The sequence below is a fragment of the Acetobacter pasteurianus subsp. pasteurianus LMG 1262 = NBRC 106471 genome, assembly GCF_000285275.1.
In the GTDB taxonomy this organism is placed as follows: domain Bacteria; phylum Pseudomonadota; class Alphaproteobacteria; order Acetobacterales; family Acetobacteraceae; genus Acetobacter; species Acetobacter pasteurianus.
In genome coordinates this window covers 77,192-99,464 of sequence record NZ_CADO01000016.1, presented here as the reverse complement: position 1 = coordinate 99,464, position 22,273 = coordinate 77,192, and the positions used below count along the sequence as shown (strand labels likewise).

Genomic DNA, 22,273 nt, shown 5'->3' with positions numbered 1-22,273 from the left:
ACTAACGATAAGCAGGAGCGCCTGAAGGGGTGCCTTTGCAAGTTATTGAAATGTACTACAGGAGCCGACCATAGCCAGATCACCGTATCCCGCGCCGCCCAGCCGAGAAGGGCCGCGAGTGAATGAAGAAATCCGTGTGCCGCAGGTTCGCCTTATTGATGAAAATGGCGAAATGGCCGGTATCATGACCGTGCGCGATGCTTTGGCAAAAGCGTATAGTGTTGGGTTGGATCTTCTAGAAATAAGCCCGAATGCTGAGCCGCCTGTTGCCAAGATTCTTGATTACGGCAAGTTCAAATACGAACAGCAGAAAAAGCGTAACGAAGCCAAGAAGAAGCAGAAGGTCATTGAAATCAAGGAAGTCAAGGTTCGTCCGAATATCGACGAAAATGACTACCAGGTTAAAATGCGCGCTGTGAAAACCTTTATTGGTGAAGGTGACAAGGTAAAAGTTACGCTGCGTTTCCGTGGTCGTGAAATGGCGCATCAGGAACTGGGTATTAAGGTTCTGGAACGCATTCGTGGCGAAATGGATGAGGTTGCCAAGGTGGAGCAGATGCCGCGCCTTGAAAACCGCCAGATGATCATGGTTCTGGCCCCGCGCTAAACCGTGTTTTCAGTCTGATTTCCGGAAAAACCCCTGCTTTCTTATTAAGGAAGCAGGGGTTTTCTGTTTTTACGGGCCAAGCAGGATAGTTGCGTGTGCGTTTGCGCGAACGTGCTGTGTTTGTGCTGTGCTGGATGGTGCTGCCGGGGCATCTGCGCTACGCGCCATAGACATCATCATAGGCATGGGGCGTATAATCGGGTTTTCGGATATTGCTACGTTTGAAAAACGTACAACATGCAAGCCCAGAGATGCCGCTACCGTATCTGCCTGTTTTTTTAGCTCGGCAACGGCATTTTTTTCAGCATCCAGAAGCAGGCTTTCACGCTTGTCATCAGAAATAGACCAATCCAGACTTTCCAGAATAAGGCCATTCGCCTGCAACTGTCCGGCCAAAGGTAGCAGCGCGTTGCCGTTCTGAGCCTTTAGGCTCAATCTCTGGGTGGCTGTCCAGAAAGCAGGATCCTTGTCTGGGCGCGTTTCAGACACATCGTATCCCGTTACCGCCAACTGCACGGCATCGTTTTTGCCTGTCTGTTCAGTAATTTTCTGCACCAGGGCATTGACGGCCTGCTGAGCCGTTGCCGCATTTTTGTTGCGTGCTTCTGCGCGGAATATGGCGGTAAGCTGGTCTGGGGCGGCATCTGTTGTGCCGGAAGCAGAAAGTTCAAGCTTGGTGAAAGTGCTTGTGTCTTCCGCATGAGCTGTGGGCAGCATTGCCATGAATGCGCAGGAACTTGCGGAAAGCAGGAACAGCATGGAGCGAGAATAAAAACGCATCAGGGTATGTTTCCTTTTAATGTCAGATGTTTCCCTGTTGGCAAAGAGCAGCGCTTTTTTCTCAGGCTGTCCAGAACAGGTGAATGCTTGCTTGTGCGATAACAATCTATCAGTGGGGCAAGTTCAAGGCAGAAAGGCAATGTATCTGCCGCAAATGCATGATTGTCTCGAAAACGTTAGATTAACGGTGAATGTCCGTAATCTTACTGATTTTTGTGTGGGGTAAGGGCGTATCAATACGCACGCTTAAGCCCGGATTGTTGTTGGCCAGATGGAGTTGGCCGCCATGAAGATGCACAATGGCCTGCACAACAGAAAGCCCAAGGCCAGAGCCAGAAATATGGCGCGTCTGTTCTGCCCGAAAGAAACGTTTTGTGGCATTAGCCATGTCTTCTGCCATCATGCCTATGCCATGGTCAGCTATGGTGAGTTCTATAGTGCCATCATTTTCTGAATGAGGCTGAGGCGGCATAAATCGAGCAAAGCAGGTAATGGTGCCTCCTGACGGAGAAAATTTAATGGCGTTGTCCAGCACATTGGCAATAGCCTGCTGGAACATGGCGCGATCACCATGAAATGGAAGTGTTGCGGGAAGGGTGGTCTCAATCGTTATTCCGCGATCTTCCGCAACCGCAGTGTAAAGCTCCAGAATATCCTGTAGGGCAGGCACCAGATCAAACCGAGTAAAGGCAGAGCGGCGACCACCGGCTTCTATCTGCGCAATACGCAACAGTGCGTCACAAATGCTGGTAACATGGTCAAGCTGCTCTACAGCGTGATTAATGGCTGTGCGTAGCTCAGCCTCGGTATGTGCATATAGGGCTGCATCTTCCAGTTGAGAGCGTGCGCGTGCAATTGGGGCCCGCAGATCATGCGCAATGGCGTTGGAAGTCTGTCTCACAGTATCCATTTGCTGGCTGGCGCCATCCAGCATGGCATTTATGGCGATGGCAACATCATCCCTTTCATCTCCGTTTCCGATGAGCGGGATGTGTTGGGAGAAATCACCGTGTGTAATGGCAGCCGTGCTTTTGTGAATGAGATGGATAATGCGTTGGAACATTTCACGGATCATCCAGCCAAAACTGTAAAGATTAGGTTTAAGCTGAGGCACACCGCTTTAAACCTCACGAAAGGTTTTTTATCCAGACCTCTGGCGGCAATTGCGTCTATTCCTGCAGCATATATCCTGCATTACGGATGGTATGCACCAGTGGATGATGGAAAGGTCTGTCTATTTTCTGGCGCAGGCGGGAAATATGCACGTCAATGACGTTTGTCTGGGGGTCAAAATGATAATCCCATACACCTTCCAGCAGCATGGTGCGGGTAACAACCTGACCGGCGTGGCGCATCAAAAATTCCAACAGGCGGAATTCACGCGGTTGCAACTCAATCTTCTGGCCAGCGCGTTTCACATTGCGCGATAGCAGATCTATTTCCAGATCCCCAATTGTAAGGCGCGTCTGGGGCTGGGCTTCGTTTCTGTTGCGCCGGACCAGTGCTTCCAAACGTGCCTGAAGTTCGGAAAATGAGAAGGGCTTTGTAACGTAATCATCCCCACCTGCTTTCAGTCCGGCCACTTTTTCATCCACATCGGCCAAGGCGGAAAGCAGCAACACGGGGGTTGTATTGTTTTGATTTCGCAATGTTTTCAGGATATGAAGGCCCTCTACACCGCCCGGCAGCATGCGATCTAGAATGATGACGTCAAACTTTTCGCTGGTAGCAAGGGAGAGGCCATTTTTGCCGTCTTCAGCCTGTTCAACCAAATGCCCAGCTTCTGCAAGGCCTTTGGCAACAAAATTGCGAACTGTTTGATCGTCTTCAACAAGAAGAACGCGCATGATCCAGACCTTACATTATCCAGAGCGTATTACCAAAACCTTACGATAATTATACAATCATGTCACTGCCCGCGTTCAAATCTGGTCTTTTTCATCCAGCTTGGGGGTCAGGCCGTCTAGTGTTGCCATCAACACCGCCGTAAGTGGTGAGGCAAAAATCAGACCCGGAAAGCCCAGGATGGCGCCAAAGAGTGTCTGTGACAAAACTGTAATGGCAGGGGGCATTTGCACGGCGTGGCGCTGAATAACTGGGGCCAGCACATTACCTTCTAAAAACTGGATCACGCTATAAAGCACAGCCACCATAATGGTTTCCCGCGTGCCCAGAGAAAGGGCTAGCAGCAACGCAGGAACGGCCCCCATAATGGCGCCAATATACGGGATAAAGTTACACAGCCCGGCAAGCACACCCAGCGCCAGCGCCAAAGGCACGCCAATAAACCAGAGGCCAAGGCCAGAAAGCGTACCAACCACCAGCATGTCTAATGATTGCCCGGCAACCCATGCCCAGAGTGTCTGCCCAGCCCGAAGTAGGAGATCACGCACTTTGGGACGTTTGGAAACAGGTACCAGCCGCAAAAAGCCATTGGCGTAAATTGCGGGAGACATTGCAAAATACAGCCCGGCAATCAGCACAACCAGCAATGTGCCAATAGCCCCAAAAGCAGACCCCAGAATGCCCGTCATGGACCCGGCAATGCGGGAACCAAGAGAAGCAAGGCTGCTGGTATCTCCCCCTCCAGCCTGATGACCGCCCAAAGATGCCGGGAGATAATTCAGGATCATCTGGCCCGTAGGGGTGCTTTGTAGGGTGCTGCGTAGTGCGGTTTCCTGCTGGCGCAAGGCATCTTGCAGGCGTAGGGCTTCGCTTATCATCGCCGGCCCGCTGTTCCAGACCAAAAACACAGCACTGCCAATTAACCCGCAGATAACGGCACTGAGCGCCCACCCATATGGCAGCCGAAGGTGGCGCACCAGAATTTTAGACAGCCCATGCAGCACCACAGCACACAGTACTGATGCAAACACCACCATCAGCACATCGCCCATCAACCAAACCACCAGCGCAATAACAGCGCCGCTGAAGGTCATGCGCAGGATTCTGGAAATGGATTGCAGCCAATCCGCAGAATGCGGCTTGCCTTCATACGGCCCGCCAGCAAGAGAATTGGCAGGAGAAGGGGTATCTGAAGGCATGCGCAAATGTCTTTCGGAATGCAATTTGAGGCCGGATTGTTGGGAAGGGTAAGCGAAGAGGCAGTGCTACTGCGTTTAAGATGTATTCTTATCCATGTGCCTTACGATCTGAGAAGAAAATTCTGAAAAGTCAGACACAAAAAACTGGCGCATTGGCAAAAATGCCTCACGCCAGTTTGGGGGTCAGGCTTCGTTGGTGGCTTCTTCCATTTCAGCTTCGGCTGCCAGCCAGCGTTCTTCCACTTCTTCCTGTTCTTTTTTAAGGGCAGCAAGGCGTGTGTTCAGGCGCGTGAGATCCTGCGTTTTCCCTTCGCTATATAGAGCGGGGTCCGCCAGACTGGCTTCAATTTTCTGCTGCTCCTGCGCCAGTTTGGCAAGGCGTGCTTCGGCGTCTTTTATAACCTTGCGCAAAGGGGCCAAGGCTTTGCGGGCTTCTGCGCGCTCACGCCTGTCATCCTTGCGGCTTGGCTGGGCCGCAGTGTCCTGTTTGGGGCGGTTTGCTGCGCGGTTGTGTTCAATCAACCACGCGCGATATTCCGCCATATCGCCTTCAAACGGGGTGATCTTGCCATCGCCTACCAGCCACAGGCGGTCTGCCACCAGTTCCACCAGATGAGGATCATGGCTTATCAGAACCACAGCGCCTTCGTAATCTGCCAGCGCACGAATAAGCGCATCGCGGGCATCCAGATCCAGATGGTTGGTGGGCTCGTCCAATAGCAGAAGTTGTGGGGCATCACGCGTTGCCAATGCCAGCAGCAGGCGTGCTTTTTCACCGCCTGAAAGGTCTTTCACCGCTGTTTCAGCGCGTTCTGCATCCAGCCCAAAACGTGCAAGCTGGGCACGCACTACCGGAGGCGTGGCTTTGGGCAGGGCACGCGCCATGTGGTCGATAGGTGTTTCGTTCAGGTGCAGTTCTTCGGCCTGATGCTGGGCAAAATACCCAATTTTGAGCCGGGGGTTCCGCTCCACCGTGCCAGATAGTGGTTCCAGCCTGCCAGCAAGAAGCTTGGCAAAGGTGGATTTACCATTCCCATTAGCGCCAAGCAGAGCAATGCGATCATCCATATCCAACCGGAGGGAAAGATTGCTGAGCACAGGCTTGCCATCATACCCCACGCTGGCACGGCTCATGCTCAAAATGGGAGGGGGAAGCTGCTCGGGTTCGGGGAAGGAGAAGTGCGCGGGCGTTTCTTCCACCACGGATTCGATAACGGGCAGTTTTTCCAAAGCCTTCAGGCGGGCCTGTGCCTGCTTGGCTTTGGTGGCCTTGGCTCGGAATCTATCCACAAAGGACTGCATATGCGCCCGCTGGGCTGCAATTTTTTCAACCTGCCGGGCCTGCTGTAAGGCTTGCTCTGTGCGAATGCGCACAAAATTTTCGTATCCACCCGGTGTCAGGCTGAGCTTGCCATGGTCCAGATGTGCAATGGCATCCACGCAGGAATCCAGCAGCCCCCTATCATGGCTGACAATCAGCGCAGCTCCAGCGAATCGGCGTAGCCAATCTTCCAGCCAAAGGGTGGCTTCCAAGTCCAAATGGTTGGTGGGTTCATCCAGCAGCAGCAAATCTGGCTCAAGAAACAGGGCCGTTGCGAGGGAAACACGCATACGCCAGCCGCCGGAAAAATCTGAAACAGGGCGAGCTTGTGCGGCTGCATTAAACCCTAACCCAGCGAGAACAGAGGCCGCGCGTGCTGGTGCGCTATCTGCACGTATGGCGCGCAGGCGCTCATGTATTTCCGTAATACGTACGGGGTCTGTCGCTGTTTCGGCCTCTGCCAGAAGGGCGCTGCGTTCGGTATCACCGGCCAGCACTGTATCCAGAAGCGATGCGCCATCTGCTGGGGCTTCCTGCTTTACGCGTGCCATACGGGCGCGGGCGGACAGGCGAATTTCACCGCCATCTGGTGCAATATCGCCCGCAATTGCTGCCAATAGGGTGGATTTTCCGGCCCCATTGCGCCCGATAAGGCCCACCTTGCGCCCGGGCTCTATAGACAGGTTAGCCTGGTCCAGAAGGGTGCGGCCTGCCATACGCAGGGTAAGATCGGATATGACAAGAAGGCTCAACGCAACTCTCGTTTCTTTATGAATCGTGCATTACATCCGGCATGGTACCTACCAGCCCGCGCCGATATGCTCTAGATGGTGCGCTACGGCTGCCACCCTTATGGTGCTGGTATGCCAGAAAACAGGAGAAACCCAATGGCTAAAGAACGTACGCTATCCATTATCAAGCCAGACGCAACCCGTCGCAACCTGACCGGCAAGATCAATGCCGTGTTTGAAGATGCAGGTCTGCGCATTGTTGCCCAGAAGCGCATTCAGCTCTCTCCGGCTCAGGCTGGTGCATTCTACGAAGTGCACAAAGAACGCCCGTTCTATAACGATCTGGTGTCCTTCATGATCTCCGGCCCGGTTGTGGTGCAGGTTCTGGAAGGTGACAACGCAGTTGCCAAGAACCGTGAAGTGATGGGTGCAACAGACCCCAAAAAGGCAGAACCCAACACCATCCGCGCTCAGTTTGCTGAAAGCATTGAAGCAAACTCCGTGCACGGTTCTGACAGCGCAGAAAACGCAGCGAACGAAATCCGCTTCTTCTTTGCGGAAACCGAAATCCTGCCCTGATCCGTTTTTTTTCGGATTTACTCTGGCTGGTACATTTGCTGCCAGCCAGAGCTATATAAATTATGTTGCTGTGGCCTTTTATTGGGCGCAGTATGCAAGAGGTAAGCACCTTTTGCATGGGAGGTGTGGCTGCAAAGATGGGGTCACGCCTAACATTTGCTCTATAAGCATTCCTCTAATATGTAAGCATCCAAAGAATTTTCCGGCTGCGTGTTGAGGAAACCTCCGCGCGCTGTTGGCTTGGCGAGCGAAAAGGAATGACATGAAAGTTCTGGCGGTTCACCCCAGCGCCCTGATGTACACGCGGGTCTTTCTCCGTCTGGAGCCTCTTGGTATGGAGCTGGTTGCTGGCGCAGCTCGTAGTGCCGGCCACGATGTGCAGATTATAGATCTTCAGGCTGAAACGCATGAAGATTATTGGAAAATGCTGGATGAGTTTCAGCCCGATGTGGTGTGCTACTCCGGCAACTATCTGGCAAACGTGCCAGAAATTCTGGATCTGTGCCGCGAAACCCGCTACCGCAACCCCAATATCTTCCAGTTTGTAGGTGGGCATTCCGTATCCTTTATTGCAAAGGATGTGCTGGAACTTTCTGAAGGTACCATCAACTGCATTCTTAAAGGTGAAGGCGACGCCACGGTCGGGCTGCTGCTGGATGCCGTGCAGAATGGTAAAGACATTCTGGAAGTGCCCGGCGTTATTACCAAGGATGGTGAAGGCCCGCCGCCTATTTTTGTAGAATCTCTGGATGAGGTGCGCCCGGCGCGTGATCTTCTGCGCCACCGCAACAAATACTTTATTGGCACGCTGGACCCGGCAGCCTCTATCGAATTTGCGCGAGGCTGCCCGTGGGATTGTACATTCTGTTCTGCCTGGACATTCTATGGCCGTTCCTACCGCACAGCCAGCCCGCAGGTGATTGCGGATGAGCTGGAGGAAATTAAGGAACCCGGCATCTTTATCGTGGATGACGTGGCCTTCGTGCATGAAGAGCACGGCATGGCCATTGCCAACGAAATCAAGAAGCGCGGCATTAAAAAGGAATACTACCTTGAAACGCGTGCAGACGTGCTGCTGCGCAACAAGGAAGTGTTTAAAGTCTGGAGTGAAATCGGGCTTTCCTACATCTTCATCGGCATGGAAGCTGTCGATGAAGAAGGCCTGAAGCAGTTCCGTAAGCGCGTTTCTCTGGATAAAAACTTTGAAGCGCTGGAATACGCACGTTCTCTGGGGCTGATTGTTGCCATTAACATCATTGCTGATCCTTCATGGGATCGGAAGCGCTTTGAAACAGTGCGCCAGTGGTGCTTGGAAATTCCCGATATCGTGAATATTTCTGTCACCACGCCGTATCCGGGCACAGAAATCTGGCACAAGGAAGCCCGCCGTCTGACAACGCGGGATTATCGTTTGTTCGATATTCAGCACGCAGTGCTGCCGACCACGTTGCCGCTGCCAGAGTTTTACGAAGAGCTGGTGAAAACCCAGCAGGTGCTCAACACCAAGCACATGGGTTGGGAAGCGCTGAAAGACACCGCAGGTATTGCGGCGCGTCTGCTACGCAATGGCCAGACCAACTTTGTAAAGATGCTCTGGAAGTTCAATTCGGTCTTCAACCCCAAACTTCAGCTGGCGGATCATCAGCGTCCTGCACGGTATCTGATGCCTGTACAGCCTGATGCCGTGACCAAGCTGAACAAGAAAGACCTGTATGTGCATGGTCCCGGTGGGCGTAAAACACGTGCGCTGGATGATGCGACTGAAAAATTTGTAGATACAACCCGTATGGGTGAATGCGCAGAAGCTGACGCCGAAGCGTAAAAAATAAACTAAGGTTTCCGTCTATGTTGGCAAGGCTGGTGGCGGAAACCTTAGTGTTTCTGTGGTGTAGGTTTCAATCACTACACAAAAGGCTTGCCCTGCTTGCGTGCGCAACACCGCCATATGGCGGAAGAGATAGGGTGGTAGGCCAATAGGCTGGTCAGAGCCAGCAGGTATCCCATTCTGCTCCCAGTGTTCAGAAAGAGGGAACCACAAGCTTTCCCGTTTGATGAGTTGGCGAGAAAAGTTAAGTGCAGCCACAACAAGCCCAAAGGGTTTATCTGTTGTGTTGAGCTGTGTAGCCATTTCCGGGGATAATCTTGCCGGGATGTACCAGTTTTCGGCTTCTGAAAAAATCTTCCCATGTGCGGTAAGCTGCACCTTCCGGTAATGCACATCCTCTGTTTGCGCATCAGAAGCGCCTAAGAGCGTTTGCAACAGGAATGGCGGGCAGGGCGCAGAGCTTTCCGTTTGGCGGTGGGCGTGCAGGTTGCTGTCTGGTGCCAGATTGTAAGTATTTATCCACTGTTCCAGCACACGTGTGGCGCTGGGGTTGGCAAGCAGCCTGTTTTCCAGTTTTTCTATAAGTGTTGCCAGCATCAGGCGGTGGAGCGGCGTATCCCGCCACTGAGCTGAAGTGTTGTGCATCTTGCTGGGGCCAGAAGGCATGGAAAGGCTGCTCATGCACGCAACATAGCATGAGAATGCAGGATGGCAGACTGCCTATCTGCTTATTCCGTCTGGGCCAGAGCTGCGCTATAAGGCGCGCAACGTATGATGCGGCGTAAATATGTTATTTAAGGAAGGTACAGATAAATGACCCAAACCACAGCAAGTTTTATGGTGGATGGTATGTCCTGCGATGGCTGTGTGTCTGCTATTAAGCGCGCCCTTGCTGCTATTGATGGTGTGGAAGCTACAGATGTTAATCTGGCAACGCGTGAAGTGAAAGTAACGTATGATCCAACACGGGCTGGCGTTTCTTCCCTGCAGAATGCAATCCGTGGTGCTGGTTACGAAGTAAGCTAAAAGCAGCATTTTTCATTTAAGCCAGTTCTGCCATGCGGCTGGCAGACAGGGGGCGTGATGTTCCCTGTCTAGCTGAGGTGGGTAGAAACTGGCAGTATGCATGTTTCCGAATGACACATCAGCGCGGCCAGCAGCCGCTGCAAGATATGCTGAAGCAAGGTGGCTGATCCGTTATGCAGATGAAAAATACATTACGCCTTGGGTTTGTGGCGGTAGGCCTAGCCCTGCTGGGTGGCTGCTCTTCCGAGGTTGGGCGTCTGCCATTGGTTGATACGGATATTACCTGCCTGCGCAAGCAAATGGCCGGGCCGATGTATCTGAGCTTTCCACTTGCTGCCAATACATGCCAGCGGATGACCAATCATGGCTTTATGTTTGGTGAGAAAAACGCAAAGCCGATTCCGCTGAACCTGAAAGATGCTCCGGATCTTCAGAAACTGGCAGATGAATACGGTTATAGCTATACGCGCTGAAAAGCCGATGCCTGATCAGTTTTCCAGTTCAGTGTCCCAATACAGATAATCACGCCAGCTCTCATGCAGATAGTTAGGCGGGAAGGTGCGCCCGTTTTCCTGCAACTGCCAGGATGAGGGGCGTTCTGGCCGATGCCGCGGCAACATGCCAATAACATGCGGAAGGTGAGAGCCTTTGCGCAGATTGCAGCATCCGCACGCAGTTACAATATTTTCCCAGCTTGTTTTGCCACCTTTGCAACGCGGGATAACGTGATCAAACGTGAGTTCCTGCGTGGGGTGGCGTTCACCACAATACTGGCAGGAAAAGTTATCGCGCAGGAAAACATTAAAACGGGTAAAAGCAGGTTTGCGGGCTGCGGGAATATAGTCTTTTAAGGCAATAACACTGGGCAGGCGGATGGTATGGTGCGGAGAGTGCACTTCTGTTTCGTATTCACTCAGTACAGAAACCCGATCCAGCCATACAGCCTTGATAGCATCCTGCCATGCCCATAGGGAAAGAGGGTAGTAGGAGAGCGGTCGGAAATCTGCATTCAAAACCAATGCAGGAAAATTGAGGGTACTACCGTCAGGCAAGACTTGTCTCCTCGCTTTATCGTCGAGGGCGCATCTTTGTGCGATCGTAAAACTCGGAACCGATTGCCTGCAAAAGGTGCGTCGTCGAGGTAATTACTGCATGCAGTATTGCAGAGGTTCTGGAGTGAGGCAACAAAACGGCTGTCTGTTTGATGCGTCTTTTTAGAGTTTAGTAATAGTTTCACGAAAAACATGAACAATTTATTACATAATAGTCAAATAAACCCTGCGGGGTGGGTCACACGCTTTGCACCTAGCCCCACGGGCTTTCTGCATCTGGGGCATGTGGCCTCGGCTTTGTATGGGTGGCAAAAGACGCAGCCAGATGGAGAATGGTTTGTGCGGCTTGAGGATATTGATATCCAACGCTGCAAACCGGAATTTATTCCCGCCATTCTGGAAGATCTGGAATGGTTGGGGTTGCATTCTGCGCGGCCCGTTTTAAGGCAATCAGCCAATATGCCAGCGTATCAGGCTACGTTGGCAACATTGAATGCAATGGGGGTGCTTTACCCCTGTTTTTGCACGCGGTCTGATATCATGCGTGAAAGTGCTGCCATATTTTCAGCACCACATACGGCTCCAGATGGCAGTTTGTGTTACCCCGGAACGTGCCGTCACCTTTCAGATCAGGAACGGCAGGATCGTATCAGCCAAGGGGAACCCCACGTGCTGCGGCTGGATATGAGTAAAGCCTTGCAATGGGTGCATCAGCACACACATGGCGTACCGTTAACGTATCAGGATCAAGAGCACGGAACAGTTGTGTGTCATCCTGAATTGTTTGGCGATGTGGTTCTCGCGCGCAAGGATATTCCCGCATCCTACCATCTTTGCGTTACGCATGATGATGCCGCCCAAGGTGTTACGCTGGTAACGCGTGGGGAAGATTTGCGGCCCGCAACAGACCTGCACCGAGTATTGCAAACACTTATGGGGTGGAGCGTGCCAGAATACAGTTTTCACCCATTATTGTGCAATGCAGAAGGGCGCAGGTTGGCCAAGCGGGATGGCGCATTGGCTGTGCGCACTATGCGTGAAGCAGGCCTTTCGGCGGAAGATGTGCGTTGCAAAGCGGGTTTCCCTCATATTTTTGAGAGATAAACCCTGAATTGCGTACAAAAAACGCGGCGTATGAGAAATCTCCGGTTCCGCCAGAGGCCGAACGGGATTACTGTGCCGCCCCAGAACCAAATGTCTGTTTCTGGGGCATGGGTGATGTCCTGGTTATTGGCATGAAAAACATAGTGTCGGAAAGTAAGAGAACCATGAGCATTGTTGCTGACCGCATGAACAGGATCAGCCCGAGCCAGACGATTGTCATTTCGACACGGGCCCGTGCACTCAAAGCCGAAGGCCGGAACATCATCAGCCTTTCTGCCGGTGAACCAGATTTTCGCACGCCCGAAAACATCTCGCGCGCAGCGGCCAAGGCAATTGAAAATGGCCAGACCCGCTATACCGATGTTGCTGGCACGCCAGAACTGCGCAAGGCTGTGGCAGAGCGCTTTAAACTTGATAGTGGTCTGGATTACACGCCAGAGGAAGTTATTGTTTCCACTGGTGGCAAGCAGATTATCTACAATGCCATGATGTCCACCCTGAACCCGGGTGATGAGGCAATTATTCCAGCGCCTTGCTGGGTTTCTTACCCCGATATTGTCACGCTGGCAGAAGGCACACCCGTTATTGTGCCTTGCAAACGTGAAAACGGTTTTCGGATTACGGCAGAACAGCTGGAAGCCGCTATTACACCGCGCACAAAATGGTTTTTCCTGAACTCACCCTGTAACCCAACAGGTGTTGCCTATTCAGCCGAAGATCTGCGCCCGCTGTGTGATGTTCTGCTGCGCCACCCGCATGTGTGGATTTTTACAGACGATATCTACGCCAAGCTGGTTTACGATGGTTTCCGCCCTGCCACGTTTGTGGAAGTGGAACCGCTGCTACGTAGCCGCACCGTTACCATGAATGGTGTTTCCAAAGCATATGCCATGACGGGCTGGCGTATTGGTTTTTCCGGCGCTCCGGTGGAACTGACAAAAGCCATGAACAAACTGCAGGGGCAGTCCACCTCCAACACCTGCTCCATTGCGCAGGCTGCGGCTGTGGAAGCACTCACCGGCCCACAGGATTTCATTCAGGAAATGGTTGCCACCTATCAGGGGCGGCGCGACATGGTTGTTTCCATGCTGAATGAAGCCGAAGGGATGGAATGCGATATGCCGCAGGGTGCGTTCTATGTGTTCCCGTCAGTGGAAAAGTGTTTGGGCAAAACATCTCCGGGTGGCAAAAAGCTGGAAACGGATGAAGATTTCGTAACAGCCCTGCTGGAAGAAGAAGGTGTTGCTGCGGTTCATGGTTCGGCCTTCATGTTCCCCGGCCATATCCGCATTTCCTATGCAACGGATACAGATAGCCTGCGTGAAGCCTGCACGCGCATTCAGCGCTTTTGCAAAGGGCTGCTATAAAATATGGCGCGGTCTTTTGCGAATAGATTAAAAGGTTTGCCTGCACCTGCCACTATTGAAATGGCACGCCGTGCACGCGCACTTAAGGCGGAGGGCAAGCCTGTTATCTCCCTTGCTTTGGGTGAACCGGATTTTGCCACGCCGCCTGCCGTGGTGGAGGCTGCCCATCAGGCAGCCTTGGCCGGGCAGACCAAATACCCGCCCGTAGATGGCACGCCTGCACTTAAGGCGGCCATTGCCCGCAAGTTCACGCGTGAAAACGGGCTGGATTACAAGCCGGAGGAGATTATGGTCTCCAACGGTGGCAAGCAGGTTATTTTTAACGCGTTCATGGCCACGCTGAATGCGGGGGATGAAGTGGTGGTGCCCACACCTTATTGGGTGAGCTATCCGCTTATTGCCCGTATGTTTGGTGCCACACCTGTTTATGTTTCCTGTCGGGAAGAAGACGGTTTTCGCCTGAAGGCAGATGAACTGGCAAAAGTGCTTACTCCCCGCACGCGTTGGGTGGTGTTGAACTTTCCCAATAACCCAACAGGTGGTGTGTGCTCTGCGGACGATCTGCGCGCTATTGCGGAAGTGCTACGACAGTATCCAGATATCTGGATACTTTCAGATGAGATTTACGAACATCTGGTGTTTGATGGTGCAAAATCAGCATCCATTGCAGCGGTTGCGCCTGATCTGAAAGATCGCACCATTACCCTCAATGGTGTTTCCAAAGCGTATGCCATGACAGGCTGGCGCGTAGGCTTTGCGGGTGGCCCGGCAGATCTTATTGCCACCATGCGGGGCGTTCAGGGCAATGCCACGTCTGGCGTGTGTTCCATAGCACAGGCTGCTGCGGCTGCTGCGCTGGATGGTCCGGCAAATCTGGTGCAGGAAATGGTGGCCACATATGGCCGCCGCCGCCGGATGGTGGTGGAAGCCTTACGCGCTATTCCGGGCTTTACCTGCGCAATGCCAGATGGTGCGTTTTACGCGTATCCGGGTGTTGCCGGGTGTCTTGGCCGCACAACAGCGGCTGGAAAGCGGCTGGAAACAGACCATGACTTTGCATTGGCTTTGCTGGAAGAGGCTTTTGTAGCCACTGTGCCGGGAAGCGCCTTTGGGCATTCACCTTATTTGCGCCTGTCCTGCGCAACGGCAGATGAAACATTGCAAGAGGCCTGCCAGCGTATTGCTCAGTTTGTAGAAAGCTTGCAGTAAGGCTTTCTAGTTAAAGCGCAGACGTATTAGAAATGCGCCTGCGCTTTTTTATTCTTTCAAAACATTCCGTGCATAACGGCGCGCAAGTGCTGCGCTGTCTTCCGTTTCAGGCATGAGGCCAACCAGTTGCAGCTCATCGCAATACTGTGCCAGTTGCTCACGCAATGATTTGCCAATAACGGGCCGGATAGCAGGTTCGCTGTGCAGCATTGCGCGTATGCTGGCTGCAGAAAGATCCGAAATATCTGGCGCAATCAGGGTTGCAGCATCATCGCGGTGGGTGTCTGTCCAGCGTGCTGCATCACGCAGGGCCAGCACAAGGGCAATGGCGGCATCCGGGTCATCTTGTAGTACAGAGCTGGAGGCACCAAGCACCATGCTTGTGCGCTCGGCATAATGGCCAGTGTTGCTGCCTGCCAGCTCGATAAACAGATCAGGGAATGATTGGAGCAGCCACCAGGCCTGATAATCATGCGCGACAACAGCATCAATTCTTTGGCTGCGCACGGCATCATCAATTTGTGGGAGGGGGAGATCCAGCCAATTAATGCGGTTCATGGCATCCAGCCCTTTGCGGCGCATCATAATGGCAAAAAACAGCTTATCAGCTGCGTTCTGGTCCATAACAGCTACCGTGCGGCCCATAAGCTGATCTAGCCGTGTAATACGGCTGCTACGGCGTACCAACAGGCGGAAATTGCCTGGCTGCACCCCAATAAGCAATTGCGCATTTAGCCCAGAGTAAAGGTGCCTCAGCCACGTAAGGGCAGGGGCCACGGCGTAAGGAATGTCACCTCTGGCCAGTGCATTAATGGTGTCTTCGCCATTTATGGTGGCAAAGGGCAAATCTACATCCAAGCTATAATGCGCAAAAAAATCTTTTTGCGCCGCAACGGCCAATACAGGAGCCGAGCCAGAATTTGGCCAGCCTATTTTGATCTGCCGATAGGTACCATCCGGCTGCTTGTGCGGATGGTGTCTGCCGCGTGTAGTCAGAAAGGTTCCTCCACCAATGGCGGCAATACCGCCCATACCGGCTAGCAGGAGGTTACGACGTGTTTGGGAAGGACCTTGGGCGCTCATTTTTGTAGGTTTACTATGCCTTGCTCTGTCTGTCGCTTTATGAGTGATGGAGGAAATATGAAAAAAAATAAAAAAGGGGGTTTACGGCGCGATTTAGGTTAGCTATATGCTCCCTCGCTGGTCCCGAATAGCTCAGTTGGTAGAGCAAGCGACTGTTAATCGCTGGGTCGTAGGTTCGAGTCCTACTTCGGGAGCCAGCCTTATTTCCCCTTAAAATTTGTAAAATGTAAAAATGCTTTAAAGCATTTGTTTTGGCACATGCGCTTTGTAGCGAGCAGCTAGCAAAGCAGCTGCCCGCCAAAATGCAGTTATGGCTGCGGCAACGCGGCAATGCCGGTTAATTCCACCTTCCATGTGGGGTCAGCCAGTTTTGCTTCTACCGTTGCGCGAGCAGGTTTGTTGTTTGTATCCAGCCACGCATCCCACGCACGGTTCATGCCTGCCATATCATTCATGTCAGCCAAAAAGATCTGAACGGAAATAAGGCGGCTTTTGTCTGTGCCAGCTTCGGCCAATAAGGCATCTACCTGACGTAGAATATCCGCCATCTGACCTTCTGCATCCAACGAGGAATCATCGGCAATCTGGCCAGCCAGATAAACAAGGCCATTATGAATAACGGCGCCTGTTAAGCGTTCTTCGGGGGCAAGGCGTTTGATGCTCATAGTTTTGGGTTCTTTGCTGTTAAGGATAACGCTTTCTGGAAAGCAAAAGTTAGGCAAACGGCATATTATCAATAAGCCGGATGTCTCCTAAGCTGGCAGCCACAAACAAACGTGTATCTTTGCCGGCAATAGGTGCGGGTGCCAGGTTTTCCGCATGGCGGAGTTCCAGATAATGAACGTGAAAGCCCGCTTGCTGCAATGCTTCACGGCATGTGGCCAAGCTGCTTTCTACGCTTGTGCCGTTCTTCATGGCTCCAAGGCATGCTTTCAGGGCTTGGGGCAGAAGTGCGGCTTGTTGGCGTTGTTCAGGCGTAAGTCTGCGGTTGCGGGATGAAAGAGCAAGCCCGTCTGCTTCCCGCAAGGTAGGTACTGGCAAAATATCTACTGGTAAATCCAGATCCTGCACCATGCGTTTGATAAGGCAGAGTTGCTGGTAATCTTTTTCACCAAAAGCCGCGATATTGGCGCGCGTTTGTAAAAACAGCTTTGTTACGACTGTAGCAACACCATCAAAATGGCCGGGTCTGTCTCCCCCGCACAACATATTATCCAGCCCGGAAACACTTATGCGGGTTGCAAAGCTGGGTGGGTACATCTGGCTTTCATCGGGAGCGTAAAGCACGTCCACTTTGCCAGTATTGCGCAACAAGGCTGCATCATCTTCCAGCCCGCGTGGGTAATGCTGGAAATCACTGCTGTTGTTGAACTGGATGGGGTTTACAAAAATGGACACAATCCGACGAGAGGCTTTGCCGTCCAGCGCATTTATCAGTGAGAGATGGCCTGCATGAAGTGCGCCCATAGTGGGTACAAAGCCAACGGTCTGGCCTTCTTTCTGCCAACCGGAGCTTAATGCTGCCAGTTCTGCCTTGGTTTTTATAATCTGCATGGTGAAGTCCTGAACGCCAGTAATTTTGTAAGCCGGAACAGAGTGCCAAGCTTTGTTGGGCTGCAATGTATCGTTGAATCTGCCTTACTTCCAGAAGCGACGAAAAGCACCTCCGTCAAAGAGGGGGAAATAAGAGGCAGAGTGCTTTTGCGAAGAGTGAAAAGGCCCAAGTTTGTGCTATAAAGGCGCATGTCTTACGCTGATTTTATCCACCTTCGTGTTCACTCTGCCTATTCGCTTAGCCAGGGGGCCATTCGTGTGCCCGATATTGTGGGGCTGGCGAAGGAAATGCATATGCCTGCTGTGGGTATTGCAGATTCAGGCAATCTGTTCGGAGCGTTGGAATTTTCTCAGTATTGTACAAAAAGCGGTATTCAGCCCATTATTGGCAGCCAGATTGGCTTGCCTGCGCGTAATGACAAACCCGGTGCCCCGGCCGAACCTGTCGTGCTTCTGGCGCAGAATGAAGCAGGGTTGGCCAATCTTCAGTTTCTTTCTTCCGCCGGGTTTCAGAACTCAGATCCGGCAGATCCTTTTGTCTCCCTAGACCTGCTGTGTGAAAAAGCAGAGGGGTTGCTGCTGCTGACCGGTGGCTCACGTGGCCCACTTTTCCAGATGCTGGCCGAAGGGCAAACGGAAGATGCCGAAAAATGGCTGGCCCGTGTGCATGAGGCATTTGGTGACAGGCTGATTGTAGAACTGCACCGTCATGGTCTGGCTATTGAAAAAGCCGTGGAACCGGGCGTGCTGACATTGGCTGACCGGTTTGGTTTGCCTTTGGTGGCCACCAATGAATGCTTTTTTCCTACGCCAGAAATGTACGAAGCGCAGGATGCCCTGTTGTGCATTGCCCAAGGGCGCACCATGGCAGAAAAAGATCGCTTCCGCGTTACGCCGGAACATTGGTTCAAGCCGCCGGAAATGATGCGCGCACTTTTTGCGGATCTGCCAGATGCGTGTGACAACACGCTGGAAATTGCGCGCCGCTGTGCCATTAAGGTGGAAACCCGCAAACCACTTCTGCCTGTCTGCCCCAAGGTAAGAGAAGGCGCGACAGAAGATGAAACCCTGCGCGCCATGGCGTGGGAAGGGCTGGAACGCCGCATGTCCGGTATGAAGCTGGATACGGAAACTATAGAAAAATACAAGGAACGTTTGCGTTTCGAGCTGGATATCATCTCCAAGATGGGGTTCCCCGGTTACTTCATGATCGTGGCGGACTTTATCCAGTGGGCCAAGGCGCATGGTATTCCGGTTGGGCCGGGCCGTGGTTCTGGTGCGGGGTCCTTGGCCGCATGGGCGCTTACCATTACAGATATTGACCCCATTCCGTTCAATCTGCTGTTCGAACGTTTTCTAAACCCAGAACGCGTTTCCATGCCTGACTTTGATATCGATTTCTGTCAGGACCGGCGAGACGAAGTGATTGCCTATGTGCGGCGTGAATATGGGGCAGATCGCGTTGCGCAGATTATTACCTTCGGTAAGCTGCAAGCACGCGCTGCTGTGCGCGATGTTGGGCGTGTGCTGGGGTTGCCATACGGGATGGTTAACCGCGTGGCAGAGCTTATTCCCAATAACCCAGCCAAGCCGGTTACCCTGAAGGAAGCTATTGCAGGCGAGCCCAAGCTGCAGGAAATGCGTGATAATGATGAGGCCCTGCGCAGGTTGCTGGAAATTGCCCAGCAGCTGGAAGGGCTTTTCCGTCATGCCAGTACGCATGCGGCGGGTGTGGTTATTGGGGACAGACCGCTTGTACAGCTTGTGCCGCTGTACCGAGACCCCAAAAGTGACACGCTGGTTACCCAGTATAACATGAAGTTTGTTGAGCAGGCGGGCCTCGTCAAGTTCGACTTTCTTGGGTTAACAACACTTACCATCCTGAAACGCGGTGTCGATTTCATCCGCCGCATGGGCAAGGATGTAGACCTCAGCCACATTCCGCTGGATGATCCCAAAACGTATGAAATGCTGGGACGGGGTGATACCGCTGGCGTGTTTCAGTTTGAAGGCGCGGGTATGCGCGATGTTCTTAAACAGATGCGCCCAACCCGAATAGAAGATCTGATTGCAGCTGTGGCGCTGTATCGCCCCGGCCCAATGGCCAACATTCCCGATTACTGCCGTAGAAAACACGGTGAGGCATGGGAACCCCCGCACGAGGAAATTCGCGATATTCTTGAAGAGACCTATGGCATCATGGTCTATCAGGAACAGGTTATGCAGATTGCCCAGAAAATGGCTGGTTACAGCCTAGGCGGCGCAGATTTGCTGCGCCGAGCCATGGGTAAAAAGATCCGTTCGGAAATGGATCATCAGCGCGAAATCTTTACAGAAGGCGCAATCAAACGCGGGATTGACCGTGATAAGGCCGTTGAGGTGTTTGACCTCATGGCCAAGTTTGCAGACTATGGTTTTAACAAATCCCATGCTGCTGCTTATGCTTTTGTGTCTTACCAAACGGCATGGATGAAAGCCAACCACCCGGTGGCCTTTCTGGCAGCCTGTATGTCTCTGGCACGGGAGCGCACGGAAAAACTTGCCGCTTTGCGGCAGGAAGCAGAGCGCATGCACATTGCGGTGCTACCGCCGAATATTAATAAATCAGAAGCTGATTTCTCGGTCGAGGAACAGCCTGATGGCACATATGCAATCCGTTATGCGCTGGCTGCCATTAAAAAGGTTGGCTATGGCGCAATGGAATCTCTGGTAGAAGCAAGGGGAGAAAAACCCTTTAAAAATTTGGCAGATTTTGCAATCCGTATTGACCCGAAGCACATCAACCGGATGCAGTTGGAAAATCTGGCAAAAGCCGGTGCGTTTGAATGTATTGATAAAAACCGGGCACGTGTTTTCAGGTCTGCAGATGTCATCTTGCGGCGTGCGCATAGCCAAGCGCAGGAGGCTGCTTCTGGCCAGATCGGGTTGTTTGGCGGACCGGGTGAAGTTGAGCCTTTGCGGCTGGTGGAAGGACATGATTGGCCAGAATTTGAACGTCTGGCGATGGAGGCCGAAGCTATTGGCTTCCATATGACAGCCCACCCGCTGGATGCGTATGGTTCTGTGCTGCGGCGTCTGGGTGTTACACGTACATCGCAGTTGCTGACAGCGGCAGAACTGGGTGGTGGCCGTGTTAAAATTGCTGGCTGTGTGGTGGATAAAAAGGAACGTCCCACACGCACAGGCAATAAAATGGCATGGGTACGCCTGTCTGATGCTTCTGGCGGCTGCGAAGTAACTGTTTTTTCGGAAGTGCTAACACGTGTGCGCGATATTTTGGTGGCGGGCACGGCTATACTCGTAACGGCTGATTTAAAGCTGGAAGGGGAAGCACTGCGTCTTACCGCTACAGATATTGTGGATTTGGAAGCAGCCGCAGCGCAAGGGCAAAGCGAAATGCGGGTATGGCTGGAAAAGCCAGATGCCTTGCCAGATTTGCAAGCTATTCTGGAGCCGCAAAAGGGTGGGGCAGGGCGGATTGTTCTGCTGCCGGGAGTTGCTGATAGTTGTGATGTAGAGGTGCGGTTGCGTGGGCGCTATAAGGTGACACCTGTATTGGGGCAAAGGCTGCGCACACTTTCTGGTGTTTCACGGGTGGAACAGGTCTGACATTGGTTCAGATACAGGAATTACAATGGAAAGACCCTGATGCTGTTTTGTCGGTATGGGGGCAGCAGCCGTGGTGTGCTTTTCTGGATAGCGGCGGCAAGATAGATAATCGGAGCCGATGGCAGATTTTTTGCCATAAGCCATGCCATACAGTGGTGGCGTGGCCTCATGAAATAGAGGTTGATGGCATAAGTAAACCGACATTTTCGGTTTATGATATTTTTGAAATCCTTCGTATTTTTTATAATGAATTAAAAGAAGACGCTGATAGAATGCGCTTACAAGACATTCCATTCTGGGGTGGTCTTGTAGGGTTTGCCAGTTATCAAATAGGAATGATGCTGGAAGGCGTTTTATCTCGGCATAAAGATCAGCATACGCCCTTGTTGGCTGCAGGCGTGTATGATCATGCTTTTATCTGGGATCGTTTTGAAAAACGTGTGTTTCTTGCAGGAGTTTCAAAATTCTTTGCGGATGATGTGAACATAGCGCAGTTGATAAGGGCTTGGAATATGCTTCCCGAGCATGTTCCATCATATAAAATACATACAACTATGCAGTTTGTGGCAGACCAAAGCCGTAAGGCTTATTGCCAGAATGTTGCACAAACGCGGGATTATATTGCCGCGGGAGATATTTTTCAGGCGAATATCACCTGTCGGCACACAGTAGAAGTGGATGCAAGTGTGCCGAGTGCTCAGGTCTACCGGGCATTGCGGCAGCAAATACCAGCGCCTTTTGGTGCGTATCTATCGTGTGGTCCAGATTTTGCATTGCTTTCATCTTCCCCAGAAAGGTTTTTGAGCGTGGATGCCAATGGTTGTGTCTCATCACGGCCTATCAAGGGCACGGCACCACGTGGGCAAACGCCAGAAGAAGATGCTTTTTGGCATAAAACACTTTTACACGATGAAAAAGAACGTGCCGAAAACCTGATGATAGTTGATCTTATGCGGCATGATATTGGGCGCATGGCGCAAATAGGCAGCGTGTGTGTGCCAGATCTGTTGGTGGTGGAGCAGTTTCCACATGTGCATCATCTGGTTTCAGAAGTTCGCGGAAAGTTGCTGCCAAACAAAGATGTTTTTGATCTTTTAAAAGTCACGTTGCCGCCGGGGTCTGTAACAGGAGCCCCTAAATATCGGGCGATGCAGATTATAGATGAGCTGGAAGCCTCTGCCAGAGGTGCGTATTGTGGCACCGTATTCCGTATTGGGGGCGATGGCGGTATGGATAGTTCCGTCATTATCCGCAGCCTGGAGCGATCCAAAAGTCACTTGAGTATTGGTGTTGGCGGTGGAGTAACCATTCTGTCTGATCCAGAAAAGGAATATGAAGAAATGCGCCTGAAGTTTGCGCCGTTTCAGAAGTTCTGGGGGTAG

General features: G+C 52.3%; 20 protein-coding genes and 1 tRNA gene. 11 read left to right on the top strand and 10 right to left on the bottom strand.

The window, feature by feature from the left end:
* The first annotated feature begins 70 nt into the window (after positions 1-70).
* Positions 71-607, top strand: coding sequence for a translation initiation factor IF-3 (gene infC / locus APA10_RS05090; protein ID WP_035351884.1), 537 nt, complete (start codon positions 71-73; stop codon positions 605-607).
* 69 nt (positions 608-676) lie between these two features.
* Here infC and APA10_RS05085 read toward each other — a convergent pair whose 3' ends face one another.
* From APA10_RS05085 to APA10_RS05065, 5 genes are all read right to left on the bottom strand, one after another.
* On the bottom strand, positions 677-1,492 hold the full coding sequence (locus APA10_RS05085) for an SIMPL domain-containing protein (protein WP_003628590.1): 816 nt from the start codon (positions 1,490-1,492) through the stop codon (positions 677-679).
* A gap of 76 nt (positions 1,493-1,568) precedes the next feature.
* On the bottom strand, positions 1,569-2,501 hold the full coding sequence (locus APA10_RS05080; protein ID WP_003628578.1) for a sensor histidine kinase: 933 nt from the start codon (positions 2,499-2,501) through the stop codon (positions 1,569-1,571).
* A gap of 55 nt (positions 2,502-2,556) precedes the next feature.
* Positions 2,557-3,234: a response regulator transcription factor gene (locus tag APA10_RS05075; protein ID WP_003628576.1), complete on the bottom strand. Its 678-nt coding sequence runs from the start codon at positions 3,232-3,234 to the stop codon at positions 2,557-2,559.
* 75 nt (positions 3,235-3,309) lie between these two features.
* Entirely contained in the window at positions 3,310-4,431 is a 1,122-nt protein-coding gene (locus APA10_RS05070; protein ID WP_003628574.1) for an AI-2E family transporter, read from the bottom strand.
* A 183-nt stretch (positions 4,432-4,614) separates the two neighbouring features.
* Entirely contained in the window at positions 4,615-6,504 is a 1,890-nt protein-coding gene (locus APA10_RS05065) for an ABC-F family ATP-binding cassette domain-containing protein (RefSeq protein WP_003628572.1), read from the bottom strand.
* Between the two features lie 135 nt (positions 6,505-6,639).
* Here APA10_RS05065 and ndk point away from each other — a divergent pair, with 135 nt between their 5' ends.
* Entirely contained in the window at positions 6,640-7,062 is a 423-nt protein-coding gene (ndk, locus tag APA10_RS05060; protein WP_035362113.1) for a nucleoside-diphosphate kinase, read from the top strand.
* Between the two features lie 262 nt (positions 7,063-7,324).
* The gene (hpnR, locus tag APA10_RS05055; protein WP_014457164.1) at positions 7,325-8,884 is read left to right on the top strand and encodes a hopanoid C-3 methylase HpnR; all 1,560 of its coding nucleotides are present in this window, start codon (positions 7,325-7,327) and stop codon (positions 8,882-8,884) included.
* A 21-nt stretch (positions 8,885-8,905) separates the two neighbouring features.
* Here hpnR and APA10_RS05050 read toward each other — a convergent pair whose 3' ends face one another.
* A complete protein-coding gene (locus tag APA10_RS05050; protein ID WP_003628571.1) occupies positions 8,906-9,568 on the bottom strand; it encodes a hypothetical protein in 663 nt (220 codons plus the stop codon).
* Positions 9,569-9,700: 132 nt separating this feature from the next.
* Here APA10_RS05050 and APA10_RS05045 point away from each other — a divergent pair, with 132 nt between their 5' ends.
* Positions 9,701-9,913 (top strand): heavy-metal-associated domain-containing protein, encoded by a 213-nt coding sequence (locus APA10_RS05045; protein WP_003623174.1) that lies wholly within the window; start codon positions 9,701-9,703, stop codon positions 9,911-9,913.
* 173 nt (positions 9,914-10,086) lie between these two features.
* Positions 10,087-10,386 (top strand): hypothetical protein, encoded by a 300-nt coding sequence (locus APA10_RS05040; RefSeq protein WP_003623170.1) that lies wholly within the window; start codon positions 10,087-10,089, stop codon positions 10,384-10,386.
* A gap of 15 nt (positions 10,387-10,401) precedes the next feature.
* Here APA10_RS05040 and APA10_RS05035 read toward each other — a convergent pair whose 3' ends face one another.
* On the bottom strand, positions 10,402-10,965 hold the full coding sequence (locus APA10_RS05035; RefSeq protein ID WP_035365531.1) for an HNH endonuclease: 564 nt from the start codon (positions 10,963-10,965) through the stop codon (positions 10,402-10,404).
* Positions 10,966-11,157: 192 nt separating this feature from the next.
* Here APA10_RS05035 and gluQRS point away from each other — a divergent pair, with 192 nt between their 5' ends.
* The 3 genes from gluQRS to APA10_RS05020 are packed head-to-tail and all read left to right on the top strand — an operon-like array spanning position 11,158 to position 14,645.
* On the top strand, positions 11,158-12,069 hold the full coding sequence (gluQRS, locus tag APA10_RS05030) for a tRNA glutamyl-Q(34) synthetase GluQRS (RefSeq protein ID WP_003628567.1): 912 nt from the start codon (positions 11,158-11,160) through the stop codon (positions 12,067-12,069).
* A gap of 8 nt (positions 12,070-12,077) precedes the next feature.
* The gene (locus APA10_RS05025) at positions 12,078-13,436 is read left to right on the top strand and encodes a pyridoxal phosphate-dependent aminotransferase (protein ID WP_003628566.1); all 1,359 of its coding nucleotides are present in this window, start codon (positions 12,078-12,080) and stop codon (positions 13,434-13,436) included.
* 3 nt (positions 13,437-13,439) lie between these two features.
* Positions 13,440-14,645: a pyridoxal phosphate-dependent aminotransferase gene (locus APA10_RS05020; RefSeq protein WP_003628565.1), complete on the top strand. Its 1,206-nt coding sequence runs from the start codon at positions 13,440-13,442 to the stop codon at positions 14,643-14,645.
* Positions 14,646-14,693: 48 nt separating this feature from the next.
* On the opposite strand, the gene APA10_RS05015 is transcribed toward APA10_RS05020, so the two are convergent.
* Positions 14,694-15,728 (bottom strand): ABC transporter substrate-binding protein, encoded by a 1,035-nt coding sequence (locus tag APA10_RS05015; RefSeq protein WP_035365529.1) that lies wholly within the window; start codon positions 15,726-15,728, stop codon positions 14,694-14,696.
* A 121-nt stretch (positions 15,729-15,849) separates the two neighbouring features.
* Here APA10_RS05015 and APA10_RS05010 point away from each other — a divergent pair.
* A tRNA-Asn gene (locus APA10_RS05010) sits at positions 15,850-15,925 on the top strand.
* 111 nt (positions 15,926-16,036) lie between these two features.
* Here the strand turns inward: APA10_RS05010 and APA10_RS05005 are convergent.
* Complete coding sequence (locus tag APA10_RS05005; protein WP_003628562.1) at positions 16,037-16,393, bottom strand: RidA family protein; 357 nt, start codon at positions 16,391-16,393, stop codon at positions 16,037-16,039.
* A 49-nt stretch (positions 16,394-16,442) separates the two neighbouring features.
* Entirely contained in the window at positions 16,443-17,282 is an 840-nt protein-coding gene (gene panC, locus APA10_RS05000) for a pantoate--beta-alanine ligase (RefSeq protein ID WP_035365527.1), read from the bottom strand.
* 189 nt (positions 17,283-17,471) lie between these two features.
* On the opposite strand from panC, the gene dnaE reads away from it, so the two are divergent.
* Together dnaE and APA10_RS04990 are read left to right on the top strand one after the other, a co-directional pair.
* Positions 17,472-20,891 carry a DNA polymerase III subunit alpha gene (gene dnaE, locus APA10_RS04995; RefSeq protein ID WP_003628560.1) on the top strand — a complete coding sequence of 1,140 codons (3,420 nt, stop codon included), beginning with the start codon at positions 17,472-17,474 and terminating at the stop codon, positions 20,889-20,891.
* A 2-nt stretch (positions 20,892-20,893) separates the two neighbouring features.
* On the top strand, positions 20,894-22,273 hold the full coding sequence (locus tag APA10_RS04990) for an anthranilate synthase component I family protein (RefSeq protein ID WP_003628559.1): 1,380 nt from the start codon (positions 20,894-20,896) through the stop codon (positions 22,271-22,273).